Origin of the sequence: Salinisphaera sp. SWV1 (assembly GCF_052044155.1) — a bacterium.
GTDB lineage: Bacteria > Pseudomonadota > Gammaproteobacteria > Nevskiales > Salinisphaeraceae > Salinisphaera.
Genome location: NZ_JBQDYE010000010.1, coordinates 84,625 through 108,307, shown reverse-complemented (window position 1 = coordinate 108,307; position 23,683 = coordinate 84,625). Strand labels below are relative to the sequence as shown.

The 23,683-nt window shown below is 61.9% G+C and carries 16 protein-coding genes and 1 pseudogene; 4 read left to right on the top strand and 13 right to left on the bottom strand.

Features of this window, described 5'->3' with window-relative positions:
• Positions 1–149: 149 nt before the first annotated feature.
• Complete coding sequence (locus tag ACS8YF_RS07150) at positions 150–2,036, bottom strand: GMC family oxidoreductase (protein WP_440849526.1); 1,887 nt, start codon at positions 2,034–2,036, stop codon at positions 150–152.
• Between the two features lie 1,459 nt (positions 2,037–3,495).
• On the opposite strand from ACS8YF_RS07150, the gene ACS8YF_RS07145 reads away from it, so the two are divergent.
• On the top strand, positions 3,496–4,812 hold the full coding sequence (locus ACS8YF_RS07145; protein WP_440849525.1) for an MFS transporter: 1,317 nt from the start codon (positions 3,496–3,498) through the stop codon (positions 4,810–4,812).
• Positions 4,813–5,194: 382 nt separating this feature from the next.
• On the opposite strand, the gene ACS8YF_RS07140 is transcribed toward ACS8YF_RS07145, so the two are convergent.
• Positions 5,195–5,869: an SH3 domain-containing protein gene (locus ACS8YF_RS07140; RefSeq protein ID WP_440849524.1), complete on the bottom strand. Its 675-nt coding sequence runs from the start codon at positions 5,867–5,869 to the stop codon at positions 5,195–5,197.
• Positions 5,870–6,613: 744 nt separating this feature from the next.
• On the opposite strand from ACS8YF_RS07140, the gene ACS8YF_RS07135 reads away from it, so the two are divergent.
• Together ACS8YF_RS07135 and ACS8YF_RS07130 are read left to right on the top strand one after the other, a co-directional pair.
• Positions 6,614–8,530, top strand: coding sequence for a DUF3857 domain-containing protein (locus ACS8YF_RS07135; protein WP_440849523.1), 1,917 nt, complete (start codon positions 6,614–6,616; stop codon positions 8,528–8,530).
• Positions 8,527–10,425, top strand: a complete 1,899-nt coding sequence (locus ACS8YF_RS07130) for a DUF3857 domain-containing protein (RefSeq protein ID WP_440849522.1) — start codon at positions 8,527–8,529, stop codon at positions 10,423–10,425. Before ACS8YF_RS07135 ends, ACS8YF_RS07130 begins: the two co-directional genes overlap by 4 nt.
• Before the next feature lie 214 nt (positions 10,426–10,639).
• On the opposite strand, the gene ACS8YF_RS07125 is transcribed toward ACS8YF_RS07130, so the two are convergent.
• From ACS8YF_RS07125 to ACS8YF_RS07080, 10 genes and pseudogenes are all read right to left on the bottom strand, one after another.
• Positions 10,640–11,461 (bottom strand): sulfurtransferase, encoded by an 822-nt coding sequence (locus ACS8YF_RS07125; RefSeq protein WP_440849521.1) that lies wholly within the window; start codon positions 11,459–11,461, stop codon positions 10,640–10,642.
• Between the two features lie 555 nt (positions 11,462–12,016).
• Positions 12,017–13,603, bottom strand: coding sequence for an APC family permease (locus tag ACS8YF_RS07120; RefSeq protein ID WP_109993686.1), 1,587 nt, complete (start codon positions 13,601–13,603; stop codon positions 12,017–12,019).
• A gap of 48 nt (positions 13,604–13,651) precedes the next feature.
• Positions 13,652–14,965, bottom strand: coding sequence for an NAD(P)/FAD-dependent oxidoreductase (locus tag ACS8YF_RS07115; protein WP_440849520.1), 1,314 nt, complete (start codon positions 14,963–14,965; stop codon positions 13,652–13,654).
• Positions 14,966–15,215: 250 nt separating this feature from the next.
• Positions 15,216–15,878, bottom strand: coding sequence for a GntR family transcriptional regulator (locus tag ACS8YF_RS07110; RefSeq protein ID WP_109993688.1), 663 nt, complete (start codon positions 15,876–15,878; stop codon positions 15,216–15,218).
• A gap of 117 nt (positions 15,879–15,995) precedes the next feature.
• Entirely contained in the window at positions 15,996–17,573 is a 1,578-nt protein-coding gene (locus ACS8YF_RS07105) for an aldehyde dehydrogenase (NADP(+)) (RefSeq protein ID WP_440849541.1), read from the bottom strand.
• 77 nt (positions 17,574–17,650) lie between these two features.
• Complete coding sequence (locus ACS8YF_RS07100) at positions 17,651–18,598, bottom strand: dihydrodipicolinate synthase family protein (RefSeq protein ID WP_440849519.1); 948 nt, start codon at positions 18,596–18,598, stop codon at positions 17,651–17,653.
• A gap of 65 nt (positions 18,599–18,663) precedes the next feature.
• Positions 18,664–19,599: a 4-hydroxyproline epimerase gene (locus ACS8YF_RS07095; protein ID WP_109993690.1), complete on the bottom strand. Its 936-nt coding sequence runs from the start codon at positions 19,597–19,599 to the stop codon at positions 18,664–18,666.
• Positions 19,600–19,876: 277 nt separating this feature from the next.
• Complete coding sequence (locus ACS8YF_RS07090; RefSeq protein ID WP_440849518.1) at positions 19,877–20,239, bottom strand: transposase; 363 nt, start codon at positions 20,237–20,239, stop codon at positions 19,877–19,879.
• Between the two features lie 99 nt (positions 20,240–20,338).
• Positions 20,339–20,516: pseudogene (locus ACS8YF_RS07085) on the bottom strand (transposase); the annotation flags it as partial.
• Between the two features lie 651 nt (positions 20,517–21,167).
• Positions 21,168–22,022, bottom strand: a complete 855-nt coding sequence (locus tag ACS8YF_RS07080; protein ID WP_440849517.1) for a thioesterase family protein — start codon at positions 22,020–22,022, stop codon at positions 21,168–21,170.
• 169 nt (positions 22,023–22,191) lie between these two features.
• On the opposite strand from ACS8YF_RS07080, the gene ACS8YF_RS07075 reads away from it, so the two are divergent.
• Positions 22,192–22,824 carry a TetR/AcrR family transcriptional regulator gene (locus ACS8YF_RS07075; protein ID WP_440849516.1) on the top strand — a complete coding sequence of 211 codons (633 nt, stop codon included), beginning with the start codon at positions 22,192–22,194 and terminating at the stop codon, positions 22,822–22,824.
• Between the two features lie 406 nt (positions 22,825–23,230).
• On the opposite strand, the gene ACS8YF_RS07070 is transcribed toward ACS8YF_RS07075, so the two are convergent.
• Complete coding sequence (locus ACS8YF_RS07070; protein WP_440849515.1) at positions 23,231–23,674, bottom strand: PaaI family thioesterase; 444 nt, start codon at positions 23,672–23,674, stop codon at positions 23,231–23,233.
• Positions 23,675–23,683 lie beyond the last annotated feature (9 nt).

The window sequence follows — 23,683 nt, the reverse complement described above, 5'->3', positions numbered from 1 at the left end:
GAATGAGCGCATCGGAGGCTCTGCGTGAAAAGCGCGCCGTGGCATCGGCTGCATGAGCCGCCGAAGCCAAGTCGTGTGGCCGAAGGACTTGCACGCCCGAACCTTGCGGCCAGGCAGGGTCGCTGCCGGGCCGCAAGGTCCGCTGTCGTTCAAGCGTCCGCTTGAGCTACACCTTCGTCACGAGGGGTCTGGGCGGGTTCACCGACGAACTCGGCGATCTTCACGCCGTGCGCGGTGGCGATCATTTCCGCAGCCTTTTCGCCAATCATCATCGTGGCCGCGTTTGTATTGCCGCTGACCACGTTCGGCATGACGCTGGCGTCGGCCACGCGCAGGTTCTGGACGCCCATCACGCGTAACTGTGGATCGACGACGCTGCCGATCCGGCAGGTTGTGGTGGGATGATAGACCGTGAATGCGTAGTGGCGTGCAAGGTCTTCGAGCAGTTCATCGCCTGGCACATCGCCTTCGGCGTGCCCATGCTTGTCGGCCAGGAAGGGCGGAATCAGCACGGGGCCGATGCGCCGATCCCCGGGCCAGTGGGCGACCACATCCAGGACCTTGCGCATGACGGCGACCATGACCTTCATGTCGTGCGGATCGTCGAAGTAGTTCATGCGGAGGGCGGGATGATCGGCAGCGCGGGTGCTCTGGAGCACGATCTCGCCCTCGCTGTGCGGCTGAACCGGATTCGCGAGCACGATGATGCTTTCGGCATCGGCCGCCAGTCGTTTGGACGCGTCGTCGAAGTACTCGTCCGGATCCACCCGAAAGCAGCCCCGCCACAGATCGTGGTTGTAGCCGCAGGCCAGAAAGCCGATCTGTGCATCGTGGGTGTTTTGATCGCCCAGTTGGGTCGAAAACCACGCGCCCGCATCGTAGAGCGACGAGGAAATCAGGCTCTCCCCCTGGCTGGCCCATTGGTTAAAACGCCGCTCCGCCTCCTGTTTCAGCGCCTTGAGTGCCTCCGGCATGTGCGCGTCGTCCGCGGGATCCGCCGGCAGCGGCCCTGCAGGCGCGCGCAGTGCATCGGGGCCCAGGGACATCCCGACCTCGCTCATGGGCACCCCGACGCCGGGCGCGGGGAAGAACAGGCCGACGTGGACGTGGTCCTTGAGATGCTTGCCCACATGCGGTGAATCGACATGGCATTCGACGCCGACGGCTTCCAGCTCTGCTCGCGGCCCGATGCCGGACAAAAGCAGCAGATGCGGCGATCCGATGGCACCGCCGCTCAATACCACTTCCCGGGCAGCCGACACGGTACGGGTCTCGCCGCTGGCTGTGCGGTACTCGACACCTGTTGCGATGGATTGCCCCGCGGGGCAATCCAGATGCACCCGTGTGACGTGTGCACCCGTGATGATCGTGAGGTTTTCCCGATGTTCGGGCTCGCCCTCGAGAAAGGCATGGAACGTGCTCGAGCGCTTGCCGCTGTGCGTTGTGGTCTGGAACAGTGAGGCGACACCCGCCGGGCCGCCGCGATCCCGTCCATTGTAGTCGCCCCAGGGGATACCCGCGGCGTCGCAGGCGTCCACGAATTCACGCGCGCCCGGGATCACGGGCGAGCGCACGGATACCCCGAGGGGTCCTTCAGTGTTGTGTGCCGCCTTGTCGATCGGTATTTCGTCGCTCGGCGCGAGCCCTTCCGTCTTCTTGAAATAGGGCAATACCTCGTCGTAACTCCAGCCAGTGGCGCCGCCTTGTGCCCACGCGTCGAAATCCCCCGGATGGCCGCGAACATAGGCCATGTAATTGATGCCCGATGAGCCCCCGAGCATCTTGCCTCGCGGCATCATCATGCGGCCGTCCTTCAGGCCGAGACCGCACTGGCCGGCGTCCGCCGTGTACATCCAGTCGGTTTCCGGGTTCAGTTGTAGCGCCGCGCAGGCGGCCGGCACCAATTCCTCGGCTGGCGGCCGCTCACCGGCTTCCAGTAGCGCGACCCGACAGGTGGGGTCCTCGGATAAATGTGCGGCTATGATCGCGCCGGCGGATCCACCGCCCACGACAACAAAATCGAAATCGTCTGACATGTCTGCTCCTCTCGCACCGGTGTTATTTATGTGAGTATCGGATTCAAAGCCGTTCCCATTGCCGTGTATGCATGGGCGGCACCCCGTTCGCCGCCGAAGTGGGCCTCGAACGTGAAGGAACCGCCGAACCCGGCAGTGGCCGGGCTATCGAGCGCGGTGATCGACTCAGGCGAGTGCGCTAGCCGACGTTACGTGCTGCCGGCCAGCTCGAAGGCGCACGAGCCGGGGAACAAAACCGGATGTCCGCAGATTACCCATTGCTTACAACGACGATAGCAAAGCGCGGGTGTAATCGCGGTCACCGGCAGCTTATGCTTTAGTCGTGCGCAATTTGCGGATATTTTGCCCCGCAGCTCCGTCGGCAAACTTATCTGGTAATTGAGAATACGCTGGCCGTGCCGAACGCGTGGTCGTTTGACTCGCCCTGAATTGGCGCGGCATAACCACTTTATTTGTCGATCGTGGCGGGATTCGGGCGGACGCTGACCTTTGGCATGGTTATCCGCGGTGAATAGGCGTGGCGTTGCCGCCAGGTGGCGGGTCAGTGGGCTGCAGCTTCAGGCTCTGGCTGTACCGGAATTGCAAGTTCGTTGCGACGCATGAGCGGAAAGGGCCTTTACCATTCGTTCTGTCAATTGGCGCCTGAGTCGGCCAGGCGACAAGCCGGGCCCTATTCTTTCGCTGGCATGCATTGGCCGTGGATGGCGAAAGGCGTGATGAATGGCTTGTCCACGAGAGGTCGTGAAGCCGCGGCGGCTGAGCGAGTGGTCAGCGCGGTGTCTGGACGGATTCAGCGATGCCGTATCAACGCTGATTATTAACCCGGCACAAAAATAGATGATTTTTCGAGTTAATAGCGCGAGTATGTGACCGCATGCTCGCTGCGGCCATCGGTCGCGAAGCCTTTGAAAATAAAAGACGGACAGGCGCCGGCTTTTATTTTTGAAGGCGTTGAAAACAGCTGATGAAGTCAGCTGTTTTGATGCCGGATTAATAATAAGGCGATGAGCGTATCGGGCAAATCTTGTGTCCTGCGTTTGATGGCTCACGCACTCACAGGGAAAGACCGCGATTTCCATCCAGTACTTCGTCGATACCGACACAAGCTGGATATCGAATCTTGTTCGGCGACAGCGTCGAATCTCGCGGCCTGGAGGAAAAACGCTGATTGCACTCGACGAACAGGCATGTATTGGCGTTGAGCTTCGAGCAAGTATCCGGATGTTAAGCCGTTGACAATTCAGGCGGTTGCAGCCCGATTGGAGGCCGGTAGGCGATAACGCAGGGCCTGTTTCGGTTGCTCGGCAGCGCTTGTTGAGCCCACCATTTAATGGCATTACGGTCAGCAGAGGTCGGATGTCGCGAGGCCAACGCATGAATCGAGGGCGTCGCGGGTTGGAGATTCAGTCTGACGCCGCAATGGTCCTCGATTATTCACGGCGTATGCGACGGAGGCGATATGAACTCTCGTTCGGGCACAGGTTTTGCGCTGCTGGGGGCCTCGCTGATCGCCATCAGCTATGGGCTGGCGCGCTTTGCCTTCGGGCTGTTCGTGCCGCCAATCCGCGCCGATCTGGGACTGACCCCTTCGGTGATCGGCATCATCGGTGCGCTGCCTCTCGTCAGTTTCGTACTGGCCACGCTGGTCGCGCCGGTCGCCGCCGATCGCTTGGGTGCCCGCAACACCGCAGTACTGTCCGGTCTTTTCGGTCTGGGTGGTCTGGGGCTGATTAGTCAGGCCAGCGCGGCCCTGCCGCTCGGCGTCGGTGTGTTTTCTTGCGGCATCTGTACGGGTCTGATGATGCCGGCGCTCACAGCCGCCATGCAGGTACTGGTGGACCGCTCGGTGCACGGGCGTGTGAGCTCGGTCATGAATGCAGGCACCAGCATTGGCGTGATCCTTGCTGTGCCGACCGTTCTGTTCCTGGCCAGCGCGTGGCGTACGGCGTATATCTCCTTTGCCGTTCTGGCGGGCATCGGGGTGATTGCGGCGTGGTTGTTCATCCCCTCGGTGTCGCGGGTCATGCCTTCGAACGCCGCGCCGCCGCCGCCGATCAGCGGCTTGCAATGGCGACGTCTCGCGCGGCTATCACTGTTTGCATTCGCGATGGGGGTGGTGTCTTCCGCATACTGGATCTTTGCGCCCGATCTGGTGGTCACGCTTGGCGGACTGGCGTCGGATGCCACCGGCTGGCTATGGCTCGCGGTGGGTATCGCCGGCCTCGGCGGTGCCGTGGTGGCCGATCTCGCCGATCGAAACAACCCGCCGATTACACAGGCGCTGATGCTGATGATGCTGGCAGCGAGCCTGGCGTTGCTTGCCGCCAGCCCCGGCCAGCTGGACATCACGGCGTTTTCCGCGCTGGTCTTCGGTCTGGCTTATATGAGTCTCACGGGCCTTTATCTAATGACGGGCATCCGTCTGTTGCCCGGCCGGCTGTCCATGGGGCCAGTCCTGCCATTCATGGCGGTCTCGCTGGGACAAGCGACGGGCTCGCCTATCGTCGGTGCGCTGGTTAATAAGCTTGGCTACGCTCATACGTTTGCCGTGTTCTCGGCGATTGGTGTTCTGGTGGCGATGTTGTCGCCACTTTACCCGCGCTACATCGACCATGAGCCCGAAGAACCGGCCGAGGACGAGACGGGTCTGCAGGCCGCGTACGATTACCAGCTTCAGGACGCGGATGGCGAGCCACTAAGATCGTTCGACGGAGAGGCTGAAAGCCCTGCGGCCGACACAGAGAACCAGACAGACACCGGTACTCGCAATCCCTGACCCGAATAGGACAAACCGGCCCGAATGCCGCTAAGCCAAGGCGTTCGGCGCGGTATCGTGCGCGGTGTGATATTTCTTCCAGCGGAGGCATCCGTCTGCTCGATGGCGTAAACGGTTGAGGTCTGCATTTGACGCATTGCGCCATAGCCAGGGGCAGATGTTGTGCTGTGCGTGCGCAGCCAGGCTGCTCATGATTCGCGCAACGCTGCCAACTGCCATCGGGGTGCGCACGGCGCATCAATCGGCGCGCCGTTGCCGGGGCTGTTGTCGTGACCCGGGATGCAGGGGAGGGCGGTTCGCCGGCATCGTGGACGCCTGAGCCGCAGTCCGGGTAAGGGGCCGGTCCGAGTGGATGGCTCGTGGCCGGCCCTTGAAAGATTCGCTATCTGTTACCGCCGTGCTGTTCCTGACCGTTGTGGCGCTGATCCTGACCCGGGCTACCCGGATTATTGTGCTGCCGTGGTTGTTGCTGGGACGGCGGGCGGCTTCTCTGTTGCTGGCTGTGATGTTGCTGCGCATGCTCCGGCTGCGCTTGTGTTGGCCGGCGCTGATGCTGCTGGGTCGGTTGACGCTGCCGCTGGTATTGTGGTCGCGACTGACTGCGGCGCTCGACGGTATGGACCGGCGGACGGCGATCCGGTGCGCCGCTGCCCGGGCGGTGTTCGCGCCCGCGATCGCCATGGGGGCCGAAACGCTGTTCGTAGCTATGACGCTCGCGATACCACGGGCGATCCCGGTAGTGGTGGGACCAGTAATCGACGAGGCTGAAGGCAATGATGGCGACGCCGATCTGTGGGCCGTAACTCGCGATCGTGACGCGACGGTTGTCGTAGTTATAGTCCAGATAATCGGCATAAACCCAGCCGCGATAATCGAGCGCCGATACATCGCACCAGGTGTAGTCGTCCACACAGCCATAAACCAGAACGCGTACGCCTGGCTGGAGTATATATAGCGCGGGATAGTCGACGCGCGGGCCGGCACGCAGGTTGACCTGGGCAGAGACGACGGCATAACTCTGTGCCCAGGCCGGCGTCGAAAATACGAGCGCGCTCACGAGCATCAGGCCCCATAGGCATGAGTATCGGCGGCGGGAATTCAAACGAGTTGACATGGCTTTACTCCGTGACGTTGCATCCAGAGGCCAGTAACCCGTTTAGCGAGACCGCGACTTGGGTGGGGCGGGCTGTTCCAGGCGGATTACGAACGGTGCGGCAGAAGACAGATTCAGGCGTGGCCTTTGCTGCAGCGTCGCCGCTCCCGCTGCCTGACTGCGGCGTTCGTTCGCACGCCAAAAGTCCCGCCCGGCCGGCTCGATAAGCGCGGCGGGCCACGTTCATTTGATCATACGCCTTACCCATGTGGCCGGCTATTCGAAGAGGTTATTGCCGAAGCGCGCGATATCCGCACTTAGAGACTGGTCGACGCAGTGTCCATGCCAGAACCGAAGAGCAAGGCCTTATCGCGCCCGCTACGCTGAATGTGTAAGCCCGCCAGGTTGTTCAGGTCGAGGCCGAGGACACTGGCGGCTTGCTCTTTCGCGTCGCCGGCGGTAACCGCCTGCAGACGGGCGCGAAAACGCTATCCCCGCGTTTTCTTTGGGTGTATCTCAGACGCTACGCGTGGCAGAAGGCCTGTTCAAACGCCTTGCTGACCGTGGACGGGTGCGACCGGCCGTAAGCTGGAATGAACGTCGGTCTGGTAGAACGGTCATAGCGACAGCCGGGACGATGCGGGCCGAACGCGATTTGCGGTGGCCTGCTTTGCCCGCTGCCGAGTTCAAAACAGGGATCTGATCTGAATGCCGATGATCGCCGATGATGGAAAACCGCTGCAGGCGCTGGCGGCCTGCATTTTCGTTCTTGTGCTGACGCTTGGAGGCGGTGTGGCGCGTGCGGCCGAATCCCAGAGCGGGGCGGCCATCCGGCAGCTCAGTTTTACGGCCGATGTGCACGTGAAGGCCAATGGGCAGTTCACCGAGCGGGATAGCCAGGTGATCGAGGCCCTGACACGCAGCGGCGCACATTCGATCAACCCGTATCAGCAGAAGTTTTCCAGCGCGCTGTCGAAGCTGAAGGTCGTTTCGGCCTGGATCGAGACCGCGCAGGGCAAGCACGTCTCGGTTCCGAAGTCGGATATCTTCGTGCGACCGGTGCAGGCGGCCCAGGGCGCGCCGATGTTCAGCCACGCCAAGGTGCTGAACGTGGTGCTGCCGAATTTCGGCAAGGGTGACAAGCTGCACATCGAGACACTGCAGACGCAGACCAAGCCGTATTTCCCCAAGCAGTACTTCGGCGAGTGGGGCGTCGACGAGCGGCGGTCGGCCCGCAACCAGAAGGTTGTCGTGCATGCGCCGGCCGCCATGCATCTGAAGGCAGCTCAGCGCGGCGGTTGGCGCATGTCGCATCACACCCAGGGCGGCACGGAGACCTTCAAGGCGACGCTGGCGACGCATCATGCGCACTTTCCCGCGCCGGCTACCGTCAGCGCGCACGACTACAGTCCGTTGTTCGAGGTGACCAGTTTCCCAAGCTGGGCCTCGGTGGGCCAAGCCTATTGGGCACGGGCCAAGCCCAAAGCCAGGGTGACGCCGCGGGTCAGGAAGGTCGCCGACAAGGTCGCGGGCAAGTTGCATGGCTGGGCGGCCGTAAAAGCGCTCTACGCCTGGGATTCGGCCCATATCCGCTACGTTGGCCTGGAACTGGGCGTGGGCGGATATGTCCCGGTTTCGGCCAACAAGACGCTGAAGACCGGTTATGGCGACTGCAAGGCGCACTCCACGCTGCTCGAAGCCCTGCTGGCCGCGCGCGGCATTACTGCCTATCCGGTGATGATCAACTGGAACAATACCTTCAACCTGACCCCGCTGCCCGGCCCGGATTTCAACCATGCCATCGATTACCTGCCCAAGTATCACGTGTTTCTGGATGCGACCGGGGAAACCGAGACGCCCGGCCAGCTGGCCATCGGCGAGCGCGACAAGACGGTGGTGGTCGCCGGGCCGCATCCGCGGGTGATGCATACCCCCGGCGGGCAGCCCGACCACAACAAGCTGGTCTACAACGCCCAGTTGCAGCTCGCACCCGATGGCACGCTCAGCGGTAAGGCACATATGACCACATCCGGCTGGTGGGCCTGGTACAACCGCATGATGTTCTCGGAAATACCACCCGGGGCCTACGGCCGGTTGATGAATGCCCTGTTGAAAAACGGCGGCGGCGGGAAAGGAAGTTTCCAGCACAGCAATCCGCGTGTTCTCGACAAGCCGTTCCACGTCAGCGCCCACTGGACGACGCCGGCCTATGCGATTCCGGGCAAGACCCTGACGGTGTCGCTGCAGGCCGGGCCTTATCTGGTGCCGGACACGGGGGGGACCAACGATCCGGTCAGCGCGCTGGCTGCCGTGGCCGGGCCGAATAAACGAACGCACAGCGTGAGCACCTACCTCGGCGAGATCGACTGGCATACGACGCTGACCCTGCCCGCGGGCTACACCGCCACGTATCTGCCGCCGGCCGCGCACATCCACAATGCGGCGGGTAATTTCAGCTTTAGCGTGCACGCCAAGGGCAACAAGGTGCAGGCCAACTACAAGCTGCGTCTCGCCCACGTCCTGTACAAGCCGGCGCAGTATGCCAAGTTGCGTTCCCTGTTACGTAGCGACCTGCGTGATCTGAACACGCCCCTGGTCTTCAGTCACAGCAAGAGTTCGTCATGAATACGCGCAAGATTGCATTGGTCGCCGCGATTGCCCTGGCGGGACTGGCGCCGCTGGCGGCCCAGGCCCGGGTTCAGGCGCAGCCCCAGCCTCCGTCCGGCAACGCGACGTCGCCACAGGTCAACTACAGGATCATCAAGCAGCACGTGGCGTTGAAGATTGCCAAGGACGGCAGCTACACGAAGACCGTCTCGCGTGTCATACAGCCCTTGACCCTGTCGGGCGTCGAGCATGTCTCGCAGATGCAGATCAGCTACCCGGCCAATTTCGCTGCGGTGAAAATTCTCAAGGCCTATACCCAGACCGCCGGCGGCAAGCACATCAACGTTGCTTCCTCGGCGATTTTCACCCAGTCCACGCCCAGCGCCCTGCATGCCCCTTTTCTCAGCGACGGCACGATCAAGAACGTGGTGTTCCCGAGTGTCGCGCCCGGGGCGACCATTCATTTGAAATATGTAGAGCATTTCAAGCACGCCTATCTTCCGGGCGTTTATGCGGTGGCGGCCAAACTCGCCCCCAACGTGCCGGTCAAGTCGGCCAGCGTGAGCGTGACCGCACCGAAGTCGATGGCGCTTCATATCCACGCCCGGGGGACCTGGTCCAAGCACCGGCACCAAGACAACGGGACGACCACGTTGAGTGCCGAGTCGAGCTGGTCGCATGTCGATTTTCCGCCGGAGGACACCGCCGCGCTGACCCAGTATGCGCCCATGGTCGTGATCGGCACGGCGACCGATTGGAAGGACGTGGCCCAGGCCTACGACCGTTTGACCGCGAAATCGCGGCATTTGACGCCGGCCATTCGCCAGACCGCGGCCCGGGCGGCGAACGGCGCGCACGGCCAACAGGCCGTGTCACATATCTACCGCTGGCTGCAAAAACACGTCCAGGTCGTGAACGTCGATTACCATGAAGCCGGCTATCAACCACCGTCGGCGGCCAGTACGCTGGCGCGCGGTATGGGCGACAGTAATGCCAGCGCCAATCTGTTATGCAGCCTGCTTCAGGCCGAGGGCATCAAGGCCGAGCCGGCCCTGATTTCGACCGCGCATCGCTTCGTCGCGTATCCCGGCGCCGATGCGTTTGCCTTCAACCATGTGTTGGTTTACGTCCCGAAATATCATCTGTATCTCGATACCAGCGAGCGCTATGCGGGGATCAACGCTCTGCCGCTGAAGGACGCCGGGCGGCCGGTGCTGCTGGCCGGCCCCGCCGACACCTTGACCCACACCCCGGCACCCGCGCGCGGTGACGTCGAATACCGCGAAGTGCAGAACATGACGTTGAACACGGCGGGCGTGATCCGCAGCGACAGCCGGGTCACCGCTTCGGGCTGGGGCGGCATCGCCTTACGCAAGCATTGGCTCGGCGACAAGAGCGGCGCCCGTCTGCAGAGTGCCGTGCAGACCGGTTACTACGGCAGCGGGCACACCGGAACCATCAAGATCGCGGATATCTCGCATCGATACGACTTGAATCGACCGGTGAGCCTGCACATGCATTGGCGCAATAACGATGCCGTCATGCCGGGACAACGCATGGCGCTGGTCTTGCCGACCCCCGGCCGGATAGCCCGCGAAATGTCGTCTTTCATCGGACAGAAAACGCGCCATTATCCGAGCGTTCTCAAGCCCGGGACGATAGTAGACGTGGTGCACTTGCACCTGCCCGCGGGCATGCATCCGGTCGGTCTTCCCAACAACGAAACCTTCAAGGCGCCGTTCGGCCGCTACCATGTGAGCTATCACTACGCCAACGGCACGTTGGATGTCACGCGTCGGCTGCAACTGACCCGGTTTATCGTCACCCCGAAGAATTATCCGAAGCTGCATCAGTTGGCGCAGATGGCCGTGAACGCCTCGCGCAAAGGGTTTTTGCTCGAGCAATCGAGCTGATCCGCCAACAGCCGCCGACGCCAGGCGTGCTCGGCGATCGCGCCGCCAGCGCATTCCCGGCCGGCCCTGAACGCCGGCGCCGCGGCGATGCCAGGACGCGGTCGGCATCGGCGCCGGGCCCGTCGGCAATGCACGTTGCGGTCAGGACTCGAAGCGCTACATCGCGCATGGGGCAAGACCCGACGCCATGGCGCCCGGCGCCGAACGCCGCGGCTTATGCGCCGGTGGCCACCGGCCGCGACGGGCCGCTGCTCCAGGCGCTCCACGAGCCCGGGTATAGACGCGGCAATGGCCGGCCCAGCACCGCACAGGCCAGGATAATCTGGCAGGCGCTGATGCCCGAGCCGCAGTAGCTGATGGCGGCCTCGTCTTGCGGCAATGCCTGCGCCAGCTCGTCCGGCGAGAGGAAGCGGGCGCGGGCGTCCACCAGCGATCCGGCCGGTATATTCCGGGCGCCGGGGATATGGCCGGCAGCGGGGTCGATCGGCTCGTGCTCGCCGCGAAAGCGCTCGCCGGGCCGGGCGTCCAGCAGCACGGCGTCGCCGCGCGCCACGTCCTCGGTGGTGGCGATCAGGTCGTCGTCGAACGTCGGTTGCCAGTCGCTGGGGTTCGGTGCGGGCGATACGCTTTCGACGGGGTAACCGCCCTCGCGCCATGCCGGCCAGCCACCATCGAGCACATGCACCGCCGGGTGCCCGGCCCAGACCAGCATCCACCAGGCGCGTGCTGCCGCGAGCGCACCGCCCATGTCGTCGTACACCACGACATCGCACCGCGGCGTAATGCCCCAGGCCCGCAGTTGCTCGGCAAACCGCGCGTGGCTCGGCAGTGGATAGCGGCCGCCTTGCGTGGAGGGTGGTGCGGACAATTCGCGGTCCATGTCGGCATGACGTGCGCCCGGCACGTGGCCTTCCTGCCAGAGCGCTCTCCCGGCCTCGGCATCCTGCAGGCGTGCCCGCGCATCGAGCACGACGATATCGCGACCCTCAGCCAGCCAGCCGGCCAATGTTCCGGCATCAATCAATATGTCTTCCATGGTTCGTTCCGGCAGGGCTCGAAGTGGGTGACCTTCAGAGCGTGCCAGTGGTCCGGCCGGCGTGCCAGTAGCCGCCTGTGTGTACGCCCGCCGGCCGAACGCAATCCCCGGATTTGGATTGGTGGTGTCTTGCGCGTAACGCGCGCGCGGGGTGCGGGGTGAAATAAAAAAAATTTAATACAATAGGTTGCAGTGCATCTCGGTCCCGATCGATCGCTTTGGTCAATCGGCGAGCGCGTGTTTTCGAACGGCCGGGCCGGACGATGCCAAGAGCTCGAGATCAGCCCGCTGCGCGAATGTCGTAAGCAGTTTGGTGGCGGCCCGGTGTCGCTCCATTTCGCTTGTTGGCGAATCCGTAATGCCTGGGCGGTTAACCACATTCATGGCGAAGCGTTTTACGATCATACCCGCGCCGGCATAAGTTCCGACAGGCGAATTCGCCGAGGCCGTTGAAAGGCCTCGGCGTGTTCAGTGCGGCTCACGCAATGCGTGGACGAGTGGCAGCTATCGGAGCAACGCCCCGGTATCGTTCCGAGGCGATTGCTTCGCGACATGTCATGTCATTTCTTGTGCCGAATATTCGGGCAGTGAAGCATGTGGCAGGCGGGCCCAGTAAACGGCCCAGTAGTAGGTGATAAGCGCCACTATGGCGATCGCGACTTGATCCCACGGGCTGGCCAGCGTGTGTGAGCCGCCAAAACTGCCCAATGCCGAAATGACCATTATGAGAACGTAATAGAAGACCAACCAGAGCGATGACCGCAGCTGTTCGGCGAAACCGGTACGTGTTGCGGCAAGATGCTTGCCGAAGACCAGATAAACGATAAAGACCAAAACCTGGACGCCCAGTAGCCATGAAATGGTCTGCCAGCCCGCCCAATACAGAATCAGCGAAGCGATGACGAATGCCAATGGGCTGACGACGCCGAGCCCTTTCAGGAAGAACGGGCGGTGCATGTCAGGATTGCTCAGGCGTAGAGCGTGAGCTGAAATCGGGGCCAGGGCGTAGCTGAAGATCAGCGCTGAAGAGACCACGCTGATCAGCGCATCCCACGATGGGAAAGGCAGTGTCCAAAAGATCGACAAGAAGAATGTCAGCCATAGCGCCGGTCGAGGGATGCCCGTGCGTTTATCCACTTTGCCGAAAAACTGGAAGAACGTCCCGGTACTCGACCAGCCGTAGATCACCCGTGGCGTGGTTGACATGTAGATATTACCGGTACCGCCGGGCGAGATGACGGCATCCACGGTTACCAATACGGCCAGCCAAACGAAACCGAGCGATATGGCGATGTCGTAGTACGGAAGATTAAAAACTTGGCCGACTTTGGACCACCCATCGTTGGCAACGATGTGGGTGGGGACACCGCCCACGAAAGCAAACTGAAGCAAAATATAGATTATCGTCGAAGCCACTGTTGTGCCGATCAGTGCCAGTGGCAGGTTACGCTGCGGCCGGCGGACTTCGCCGGCCAATGCCATGAGCGGCGTCAAGCCGAGATAAGCGAACATGACGCCGCCGGTCGCCACTGCTGAGGTTATACCGCTTACTCCGTTGGGCGCGAAGCCGCGTACATCGAAATTGGCGCCTTTGAGTTGGCTTAGCAGGCACACGATCACCAGCGTCGGCACGATGAATTTAAACCAGGTGATGATCGTGTTGGATTTTGCGAAAACGCCGATACTCCAGTAATTCAGCAGGAAGAAGACGACGAATAACAGGAGCTGAATGAACCAGCCGAGTACGGTGGGTGAATCGCTGCCGGCTTGAGTCAAGGCGGGCCACCACCCCGATGCGTATTGGCGAACGGCCAGGACCTCGATGGCAATGAGGCTGGAGAATGCGATCACAGTAATGAACGACACCATGCCGCTGACAAGCGGACCGTGCGTGTAATAGGGGTAACGTACCAGGCCACCGGCTTGCGGCAGCGCTGCCCCCAGTTCCGCATAAACCAGCCCGAGCAGTAGCAAGGCGAAGCCGCCAATCACCCATGACAGTGACCCGGCCGGCCCGGCGACCGCCGCCACCTTGCCGGCGGCGAACAGCCAACCGGAGCCGATGATCGAGCCAACCCCGACCAGAATCAGATCGATCGCGGAAATTTGTCTTTTGAATTGTCCTTGGGCGGATGCCGTCATTGGATTCCTCCTGAGTCGCGTGTTGGCGACAGATGGTAGAAAGATGGCTTACGCGAAACGCGCCAGACGATAAGGCGCGAAGTCGGGTAGAGCGCCGCCTCCGGCCCCCGGCGTTGACGATCGATTGCTGGCGGCCAACGAGGTGATCATTTCCGCCGTCAAGGCCGCTTGGGTCAGCCCCAGGTGATGATGGCCGAAAGCCAGCAGTACCCGCCCATCCATGGCGTGATCGATGATCGGCAACGAGTCCGGCAGCGACGGCCGAAAGCCCATCCAGGGTGTCGCGTCTGTGGCGTCGAGCGGTTGTCGGAATAGCCGGTGGCTGAGGGTTTCCAGTTGCCAGGCCCTGGCCATGTTCGGCGGTCGGGTCAGGCCGGCGAATTCGACAGTCCCGGCCAGACGAAGGCCCTCGTTCATCGGGGTCATGATGAAACGACGTTCGAAAGAAGTAACGGAGAAGGGCAGTCGACCCGTTTCATGAGGCAGCATCAGGTGATAACCGCGCTCGGTATCCAACGGCACCCGTACGCCCGTTAGCGCCTTGACCAGTGGCGCGGAGTGCGCGCCACAGGCCACAAGTGCCTTTCGGGCCGTGAGAGTCCGCTGATCGGTGTGGAGTGCCACGCCGGAAGCGGTAACACGTCCTGATCGCACGTTTTCGCGGACGAATTCAACGCCTTCACGTCGTGCGGCGGTCACGAGGGCATCGACCAGTTGCATGGGATTGACACAGTGCCCGGTGGCAGGAAAAAACAGCGCACCACGAAGTTGGTCCGACAGCGCGGGTGCCTGACGTGCCAATGTGTCGGGCTCCCAAAAATCCACCGGCACATCGTTTGCCTGCATTCGAGCCTGCAGCGCCTGGATGGCGGCGCGCGAGTGTTCTTTTTCGAATACGAGAACGGAGCCGTTGTCGCGCAGAAGCGCGCTATCGCCGGTTGATGCCAGCAGGCGATGCCAGGCGGGCAGGCTATTCTGATTCAGAGCGCGCAGGCCGTTGACGCTGTTTTCAAAAGGGGCAGCGCGCAGATTCAAGAGCGCTTTGAGAAACCATGGCATTGCCTTGGGTAGATAACGCCAATCCACACGCAACGGCCCGGTGGCATCCATCAGCAACTTGGGGAGCTGCACAAGGATTGAGGCGTCAGCGACCGGAAAGACTTGCTCGGTCGCCATGTGGCCGGCGTTACCATATGAAGCGCCATGGCCGGGGGCTTGGGAATCCAGCACCAGCACGCGATAGCCGGCGCGTTGCAGGTCCAGCGCGCAGGTAACACCGATAATACCGGCGCCAACGACGGTCAGATCGAAAGAAGGCGCGGGCTTGTTCGCGTCTCTCGCTGATTGGTTTGTGCTCGCCATCTGCTGCAAATCGTAGATTGTATAAAATATATAATGCGAAAGCTGTGCTAAGTTGTCGACATCGACTTAAGTCGGAGGTGGAGCCAGTTAATTGGTGAAAGACGGCGCGACTTCGGAGGTTGAAGGGCGGCGTGTGTCTACGTTTGCAAGCCGAGAGCGGCGGCCCGGGCGATTCATGCCGGTGCAGTCGTCCCCGTAAAGGCGCACCGCGGTAACGCGGGGAGCCAGCGCTTGCGAAGACGTTGCTGCACTAGGCGGTCAGGACGGAGTTGTCTAGTACGGCGACAATGCTTTCGCAGGCCTCGCGGATATGGGCCTCCAAGGCGGTAGCCGATTCGTCGATTCTGCCCTGACGTGCCAGCTCGATCAGGCCGCGATGTTCTCTTTCGGCCTTATCGATTTCTTTGGTGTATAGCAGCTGCATACGGATATAGCGATCTGCCTTGGTGTTCAGCTGCGAGATGATCGTCATCGATTCCGGTAGATCCGCGGACTGATACAGCGTGCGATGAAAGGCCCAGTTGTATTCACTCCAAGTACCGATACGACTACCGGAGTCCAGAGCGGCGTCATACTCATCGAGGATTTGCTCGGCGCGAGCAAAATCCTCGGCGGCCATGCGCGGGATCGAATGCTTGAAGACATAGCATTCCAGCATGACTCGAAGATCAAAGAGTTCACGAATCGTGGTTGTGGAAAGCTCGGTCGTGAAGGCGCCGCGATGGGGGTGGAAGGCGACCAGCCCCTCGGCTTCCAGAGTCAGCAGCGCTTCTCGTACCGGGATGCGACTGACTTCGTAATCCCGAGCCAGCGCATCCTGGCGCAATTGCGTGCCGCCCTTGAATTCGCCGCCGAGAATCCGTTCGCGCAAATCATCGGCGACATGTTGGGCACGGGTCTTGAAGCGGCTCAAGCGGCAATCTCTTCTAAGGTTATTTTGGATATTTTATGCAATAAAAAATCCAGACGCCATGCGTGCGTTGCACCGCTTGGAACCCGACCGGGATATCGGCCGGGCTCGACAGGCGCGTCAGGCTTGGTACTGGCCGTCGACCAGGCGTGGATGTGCTTCCGGGTTGTCGTGCCGTAAGGCACGAGGCAGCAGCTCGTTCGGGAGATTCTGGTAACAGACCGGTCGTAGAAATCGAACGATCGCCGCCGTGCCAACCGATGTGGTGCGAGCGTCAGTGGTCGCCGGAAACGGGCCGCCGTGCACCATGGCATCGCACACTTCGACCCCGGTGGGCCAGCCGTTGGCCAGGATGCGCCCGGCCTTGTCTTCGAGTATCGGCATGAGGGACTGCGCCAACGGGATGTCCCGATCTTCCAATTGGAGCGTCACGGTCAGCTGGCCTTCCAGCCGTCTTGCCACACGATGCATTTCGTCGATATCGGCGCACGCGACGATCAGTGATGATGCCCCGAAAATTTCGTTCTGAAGTGTCTCGTCGGCGAGAAAGTCGCCGGCGGTGGTGGTAAACAGGCCGCTCTGACAGTCGTTTGGCCCGATGCCGGTCTGGCCTCGGGCAATCTCTGTCACGCGCTCGTGATTGGCAAGCGCGCTGACGCTTTGACGATACGCGTCGGAAATTCCGGGCGTGAGCATGGTCTGTGCATCGCTGCGCCCGATTGCTGCTTGCGCTGCGCCGATAAAGGCATCGAGTCCGGGGCCTTCCAGGGCGATGACAAGCCCCGGGTTGGTACAGAACTGACCGGCGCCCATACTGAGCGACGCAACAAACGTCTCGCCCAAATCGGCGCCGCGGGTTTCCACAGCGGACGGCAGTGCGAACACCGGATTGATCGAGCTCATCTCCGCATAGACAGGGATCGGTACCGGACGTGACTGTGCGGCCTGCCACAGCGCCAATCCACCTCGCCGCGATCCGGTGAAGCCGACGGCGGCGATACGCGGATCCATCACCAATGCATGGCCGATTGCCGTGTCGCTATCGTAGAGCAGCGAAAACACGCCCTCGGGCAGGTTGCAGTGATCGACGGCGGTCTGGATGGCCCGACCTACGAGTTCGCTGGTTCCGGGGTGCGCGTTGTGTGCCTTGACAATGACCGGGCAGCCGGCCGCCAGGGCCGATGCGGTATCGCCCCCGGCGACCGAAAAGGCGAGAGGGAAGTTACTGGCGCCGAACACGGCCACCGGGCCCAGCGCGATCTTGCGTTGGCGCAAGTCCGCGCGCGGCATCGGTTCTCGCTCGGGTAGCGCCGGATCAACCCGAACATCGAGCCACTCGCCCTTGCGCACTACGCGAGCGAGCATGCGTAGCTGGCCACAGGTGCGGTCGCATTCGCCGCGGATACGAGCCTCTGGTAAGCCCGATTCGGCCGTGGCGCGAGTCACCAGTTGATTGCCAAGGCCTTCGATTTCATCGGCGATGACTTCCAGGAAAGTGGCCCGATCGGCCGGCGCCGTGTCCCGGAAATCGTCGGCGGCCGCCTGCGCAAGGGCGCAAGCCCTGTCGAGGTCTTCGGCGCTGCTGGCGTGCCAAAGCGTATCGAGCGGTTGATTGTGCTTCGGGTCGATTGCCTGAATAGCCGGGCCGCCGCCTTTCACACGCTTTTGTCCAATGAGCATTTCGCCAGTCAAACGCATGAATTTCATCTCCCGATATTTGAGAAGAGCATTTCCGAACAGGTGTTCGGGTTTGGGGCTTCTGAAAATTTTGGATATCAGGCGTTTGCAGGATTGCCGGGCCACTCGGCATACCATTGCTGGAAGAGTGCGTACTGAGCCTCGATATAGCGGCGCTGCGCCGTGCTCAAGGCATCCGTTTCGTTGAAATGCAGGGTGTAGGCGGATTCGCCGTTGAGTACCATCAGATGCTTGTAGTAAAGAACCAGGTCGGCCCCCTCATCGAACGAGGACAACACCGCGAGCGCGGATTCCAGTTCCTGGGCCCTGATACGTGCCTCGGGGTCGCCTTGGGCTGCTTTTTTGCTCAACGCGACGAGCTGAAGTATCTCGCGGGGCAGGGCATTGCCGATACCGGTGATTGCGCCCGTCGCCTGGCAATTGACGAAGCCGTGAAAAACCTGCGTGTCGACGCCGACCATCAGTGTGATGTCGTCATCGGCGGAGGTAATGTGCTCGGCCGCATATCTTAAGTCGGCGCCGCCACCGAACTCCTTGAAGCCGATCAGGTTGGCGTGTTCGCGGCGCAGCTCGAAGAATAGATCCGCACGCGTGGCAAAGCCGTAGTAAGGGCTGTTGTAGATAACGGCCGGCAAGTTGGGGGCCGCGTTCAGGATTGCAGAAAAATGCGCTTTTTGTGCCGTTGGCGAATTGCCCCGGGACAGCACACGGGGAATCACCATTAAGCCGCTTGCGCCGATTTGAGCGGCATGCCGGGCATGCGACACGGCTTCGGCGGAGTTGACAGCACCGGTGCCCACGATCGTGGGCACGCCCGCCTGAACGAGTCGGGCGACCCCTTCCTGGCGCTGGGCTTCGCTGAGCAAAGGCCAGTCCCCCATGGACCCGCAATAGACGACGGCACTCATGCCTAGATCGATCAGCTCTCGACCCTTGCCCACGAGTGCCTCGTAATTGGGCGTTCGATCGGGCTGGCAAGGCGTCATCAGGGCAGGGATGCAGCCGGTGAAGATATTATCTTTCATAGGTGTAGGCTCTTGGCGTTCTGTGAATGGGTTGGCCTCGGATGGCTCGATTCGAGCTGGCTCGGTTAGCGCGCCACAATTCCCCAGGCGAATGGGTCGGTGTCGTCTATGAGCAGTGTGGCATCGGCCGTTAGGTAGGCCCGACCCTTGATCCATGGTCTGACCCGGTCCGCTTCGCGTTGGTAATAACCTTCGAACTGACTGCCCGTGATACCGGCCTGTATCCAGGGCGTATCGGGGGCGAGCTTGCCGTCGGCGGCCAAGCATGCGAGCTTGGCACTCGTTCCTGTACCGCAGGGCGAGCGGTCGTAGGCCTTGCCCGGGCAGAGCACGAAGTTACGACTGTCGGCCTCGTCATCCGCGGCAAAGAGCTCGATGTGGTCGATGAGTGCGCCGTTCTTGCCCGTGATGGACTGCGCATCGAGCGCCTGTCGAATGGCCCAGGTAAAATCCGTGAGCGCATCGACGCGCTCGAAACACAGTTCCTGGCCGTGTTCCTCGACAAGGAAAAACCAGTTTCCGCCCCACGCGATATCGCCACGTAGGCGGCCGTGGCCGGGGACATCGAGCTCGACATCTTGACGATATCGATACGCGGGCACGTTGCGGACGGTAACGGCGCCATCGTCGTGCAATAGGGCTTTTACGGGGCCGACGGGCGTGTCGATCGAATGCATCCCGGGCACGATACGACCCAAATGGTGAAGCGATGCCACCAAACCGATCGTGCCGTGGCCGCACATGCCGAGATAGCCCGTGTTATTGAAAAAGATCACGCCGCACGTGGCGTCGGGCGAAACCGGCTCGCAGTAGAGCGCACCGACGAGAACATCGTGGCCACGTGGTTCGAGTAAGCAGGCTTGGCGCCAAGCGTCGAACTTGGTTCGCAGTTCGTCGACGCGTTCCGCCATCGTGGGGGCGGATAGGGCCGGAAAGCCGTCCATCACCAAGCGGGTTGGTTCTCCGCCGGTGTGGGAGTCAATCACATGTATCTCGTTCATGAACGCTCTCTTGCCCCATGGCAGGTTCGGGCCTTGGTTCGCATGTATATTTTATACAATCTACAAAATATAGTGTCAACGTGATTACGGGTTGCTTCTTTATCCGCTTGGCGGCCCAGACAAAAGGCGAAGATACCCTATTGAATTTCGAGTCCGGCAATCGGCATTTTCGGATCGAGTGGCTCCCCTGGCTTCGCGCTGGTGTGGATCAGGTGCGCGAGTGTTCGCATGCTGGCGACGCGCAGGTCTTGCGCATAAAACAAGACCTCCCCCCGTCCTAACTTCTTCTGCCTTCAGGCGCATGGTGGTATCGGTGTCGGCGCGGACGCTGATTGGCCCTTGTGACATCGTTTGCGTCAATCATCCAGCCAGAGCGTACGTACAGGCCAAGGGGAGGCTCGAGCACGGCGCTCTGCCGGATTTTGAGTTTGAAGTACTCAGTATCGAGCAATCCGCGAGCGCGTTTTCGGATCAGGCCGATGGCGACGTGACCGCCCTCCAGACGCGCGGTGGTGATGGGGTGCGCCGCGTAGTTGCAGAGGCCGGTGCGATGCCGCTGCAGCATGGCGACGAAGCGTTTCATGGGCGCCAGGCCCGTGGCGTTGGCCAGTTCGCACCATTGATCCAGGCGTTGGCCCATGACGGTGATGTTCGCTGGCGTGTGCCACAGCTGCCGAATACTGCTGCACTACGTGGAAGCGGTCGAAGACGACGACGACGACGACGACGACGACGACGGCGGCGTGCGGCAGCGCCTTCTGTACGGCGGCTTCGAACGGTGCCCACATGTCCATGGCGACGGCCTCGATGCCGTGGGCCACGGGCTCATCCAGCGCATCGAAGCACGCCATCAGGCCGGCCTTCGACCGACCTTCGGTGACCCATACCAGACCGCCGGAATCCAGGTCGTAGACCATCGTCAGATAATCGTGGCCCTTGGCGCGGGCGACCTCGTAGACGCCCAGGTGCCGCAGGCCGTCAGCGCGCCCGGATCCAGCGTGGGCAGGTCACGTTGCAACGCCCGCTCATCCATGGCCTTGACCGTGCGCCAGGCCGGTGTAGCGTGCGAGTGCGGCGATGCTCATTGTGCCGGGCCAGCTGGCTGATGAATCGCGCATAGCGGCGTGTGAAGCCATGGCCGGGCTCGACGAATGACAGCCGTTCCATACGGCAATCCGTCGCGCCGATGCGGCCCCAGATCGGCAGATCCTGAACCTCGCGACGCAGCCGTCGATTGACGGTGCCCCGCGCGCCGCTCCACCGGCACGAATCGGCGATCTCGGTCGCAGTGAAACACCAGCGTGTCACGCGCTTCGTCCCACGCCACGCCCTTGACGCACTGTCTGCGCAGACCAACAAGCCAGCTTGGGATGGTTGTCGCCATCTGCAAACCCTTTCTGTATTTGTGTAGGGCCTTGTATTGAAAAGGATTCGTCGGCGGTGGTCATCCTTTTCTAGCGCATATCAGTGCAGAAGAGCCCGCTAATTTACTTTCAGCTTTGCGCTAGACCAAGCGATGAGTATAGATCGGGCAGGGCTACAGGCGCCCTTGTGTGGTCCGCGCCATGTCAGCGTTTACGTATCAGGAGCGTCTGTGAGGCCACGCCAATTCGGCCGTCTTCGTCATAGAGGTCACTTAACGTGCAACCGTGGCCAAGTGCCGAGATATGCGTACCGCTATCGACGCCGATCCACGCCGTCGCGGGCCGGCGCCAGAGGTTGACGGTGAGGTCGGTGCTTGCGAAGGAATAATCCTCGAGAGGGACGGACCAGCTGATACCGTTGCCGAGATCCGCGATGGCCACCGCTTGTGCGGACAGCGCGGGCTCATTATCTCCAGTCAGCGGATAGCGAAACCGAAACCAGGCCGCTGCCGGCCCTTGGTCCTCAACGCTACCGGCCGCCAGGCGTGATTCCAGCGCACGATAATGAAACGTCTCGGCACCGGGGTCGGTGCCGGGGATGTGTACGTCGTCAGGGGTTGAATCCGCTACCGGCGTGAGCCGCACCGTCGGCGCATCCGCTTGCCAATCGCCTATCGCATCCGACCGGCCGAAAAGAACATGGGCCACGCAAAGCGGCTGCCCGTCATGAATCAGTTCGAGCCGAACACGTTGTGTCGAGCGGCCACTGTAACGCGCGCACGTAACCGTCAAAGGCTCGATCGGGACCGGCTTGCGGATGTCGAGCGTCAAACGCTGCAGCACAAAGGCGTCATCGTTGACCGCCTCGGCCGCGGTCTGCGCGAGCAGCCCGGCCGGGGCCCCGCCATGCTGGGCGTTCGGGTGCCAAGGGCCGCGCGCCAGCCCGGTGGGCTCAATGCGATCCCCGACTCTTCTGAATACGCTTGCTGGATCAGGTTGTGGCATGGGTATCGGCAGCGGGTTGAAGTGGTGTTCTCGGTATGGAGCCGGTCGGGCCATCGCCGGGATTTGATGATCGGCCCGTGGCCACGTGCAAGGCTCGGTCTGTGACCGTGAATATCTCGACGCCCGTGTTTCGAGTACAGGTTAGAGCGCGTCGAGCGTCCATTGCAATAAGAATTGAACGATGGTTCACTATTTCGGCATGCCATATCGTCGAACGAAAAAGATGGAATCGCGACTCGCTGAGCGCCGTGCGCAGATTCTCGGTGCCGCACGCAGCCTCGTAGCCGAAGCGGGCTACAGGGCTGTCAGCGTGCCTGCGGTCGCGAAACGCGCTGGTGTATCGACCGGCCTGATCTATAACTACTTCGACTCCAAGGCCGTGTTGTTCGATGAAGTCTTCCGCAGCGCGACCGAACACGAGATCGAGGCCTGCGAAGCCGCGGCCCGCCAATCGGGTAGTGCGCGCGAGCGCATCGGCTATGTTATTGAAACGTTCGCGTATCGCGCGCTGGCTGCACGCCAATTGGCCTGGGCGTTGCTCGCCGAGCCTGTGGAGACCGAAATCGAACAGGACCGCCTGCGCTTTCGGGCGCCATATCGGCGCATCTTTGCGGCCCTCATACGAGAGGGGATCGATAACGGTGAGATCACCGACCAAGACGAGGATGTTGTCGCGGCCGCCATGGTCGGGGGCATCGTGGAGGCCCTGATCGGGCCGCTGAGTGCGCCACCCGAGGTCGGCGACGCGGATCGGTTGATACACACGATCATCAGCTACTGCACGAACGCGCTCGGTCCGATGCCCGAGCCAAACGCGCGCCAGCATACCCTCGGGATGGAGTCGGATCATGACTGACTGCACGCAGGATCCGCCCCGGGTCCGCAACCGGTTCCTATGCGATCCGGCATTGCGCCTTTCGCTTGAACGCCTGCTGGCTACTGAGCACGGCCGCGGGCCGTCAGGCCAGTCGCTCGGGCCCGAAATACCGACGACGAGATTTGAGCTCCAAGAGAACGAGCCCCGCAGTCAAATACAATAGAGGCCTTTTTGATCAAGCTGATCCGGCTGCTGTCGGGGGCGCGGCGCTGACCATGATGGCCACGCCACCACCAAGCAAAACCGACACAGGCTTTCGACACGGCGGGAACCCAACGTAGCGCGGTAGCCGACCGCCGAAGGTGCTGGCGTTGCGAGCGCCCGACTCAGCCTTGGCATGCCGGGGCGGCGGTAGAGTTTCGACGTTGTACGCCTAAACACACCGCTAGTGGGCTTGCGTATCGGCGCCGCCAGGCTCGAACGTGACAATCGTGCCTTGCGCGGTCGCACACAGCGCGTCCGCCTTGTCTTCAGCGATGACATAGACATCGCAGCGGCAAACCGCTTGTCGCTTCCCGGCGTAGACGACGCTGCCGTACGCAACCAGCCGATCACCGATACCCGGCTTGAGGTAATTGATCTTGTACTCGGAGGTGAGCACGTTAGGGCCGAGCACTGAGCCGCCGACGAAAGTCAGGGCGTTATCGGCAGCATAGCTGAGCACGCCACCATGCACGAATCCGTTCTGCTGTAGCAGAGCGTCTCGAATCGGGATTTCAAGCGTGACGTGGCCGGAATCAAAAGCGATGAGTTCGGCGCCGACGAGTTGACTGAATGCCTGCGCCCTGAGTGCCTTTCGGCCTATTTCGAATTGCTCGTTCACCATCATTTTATTCTT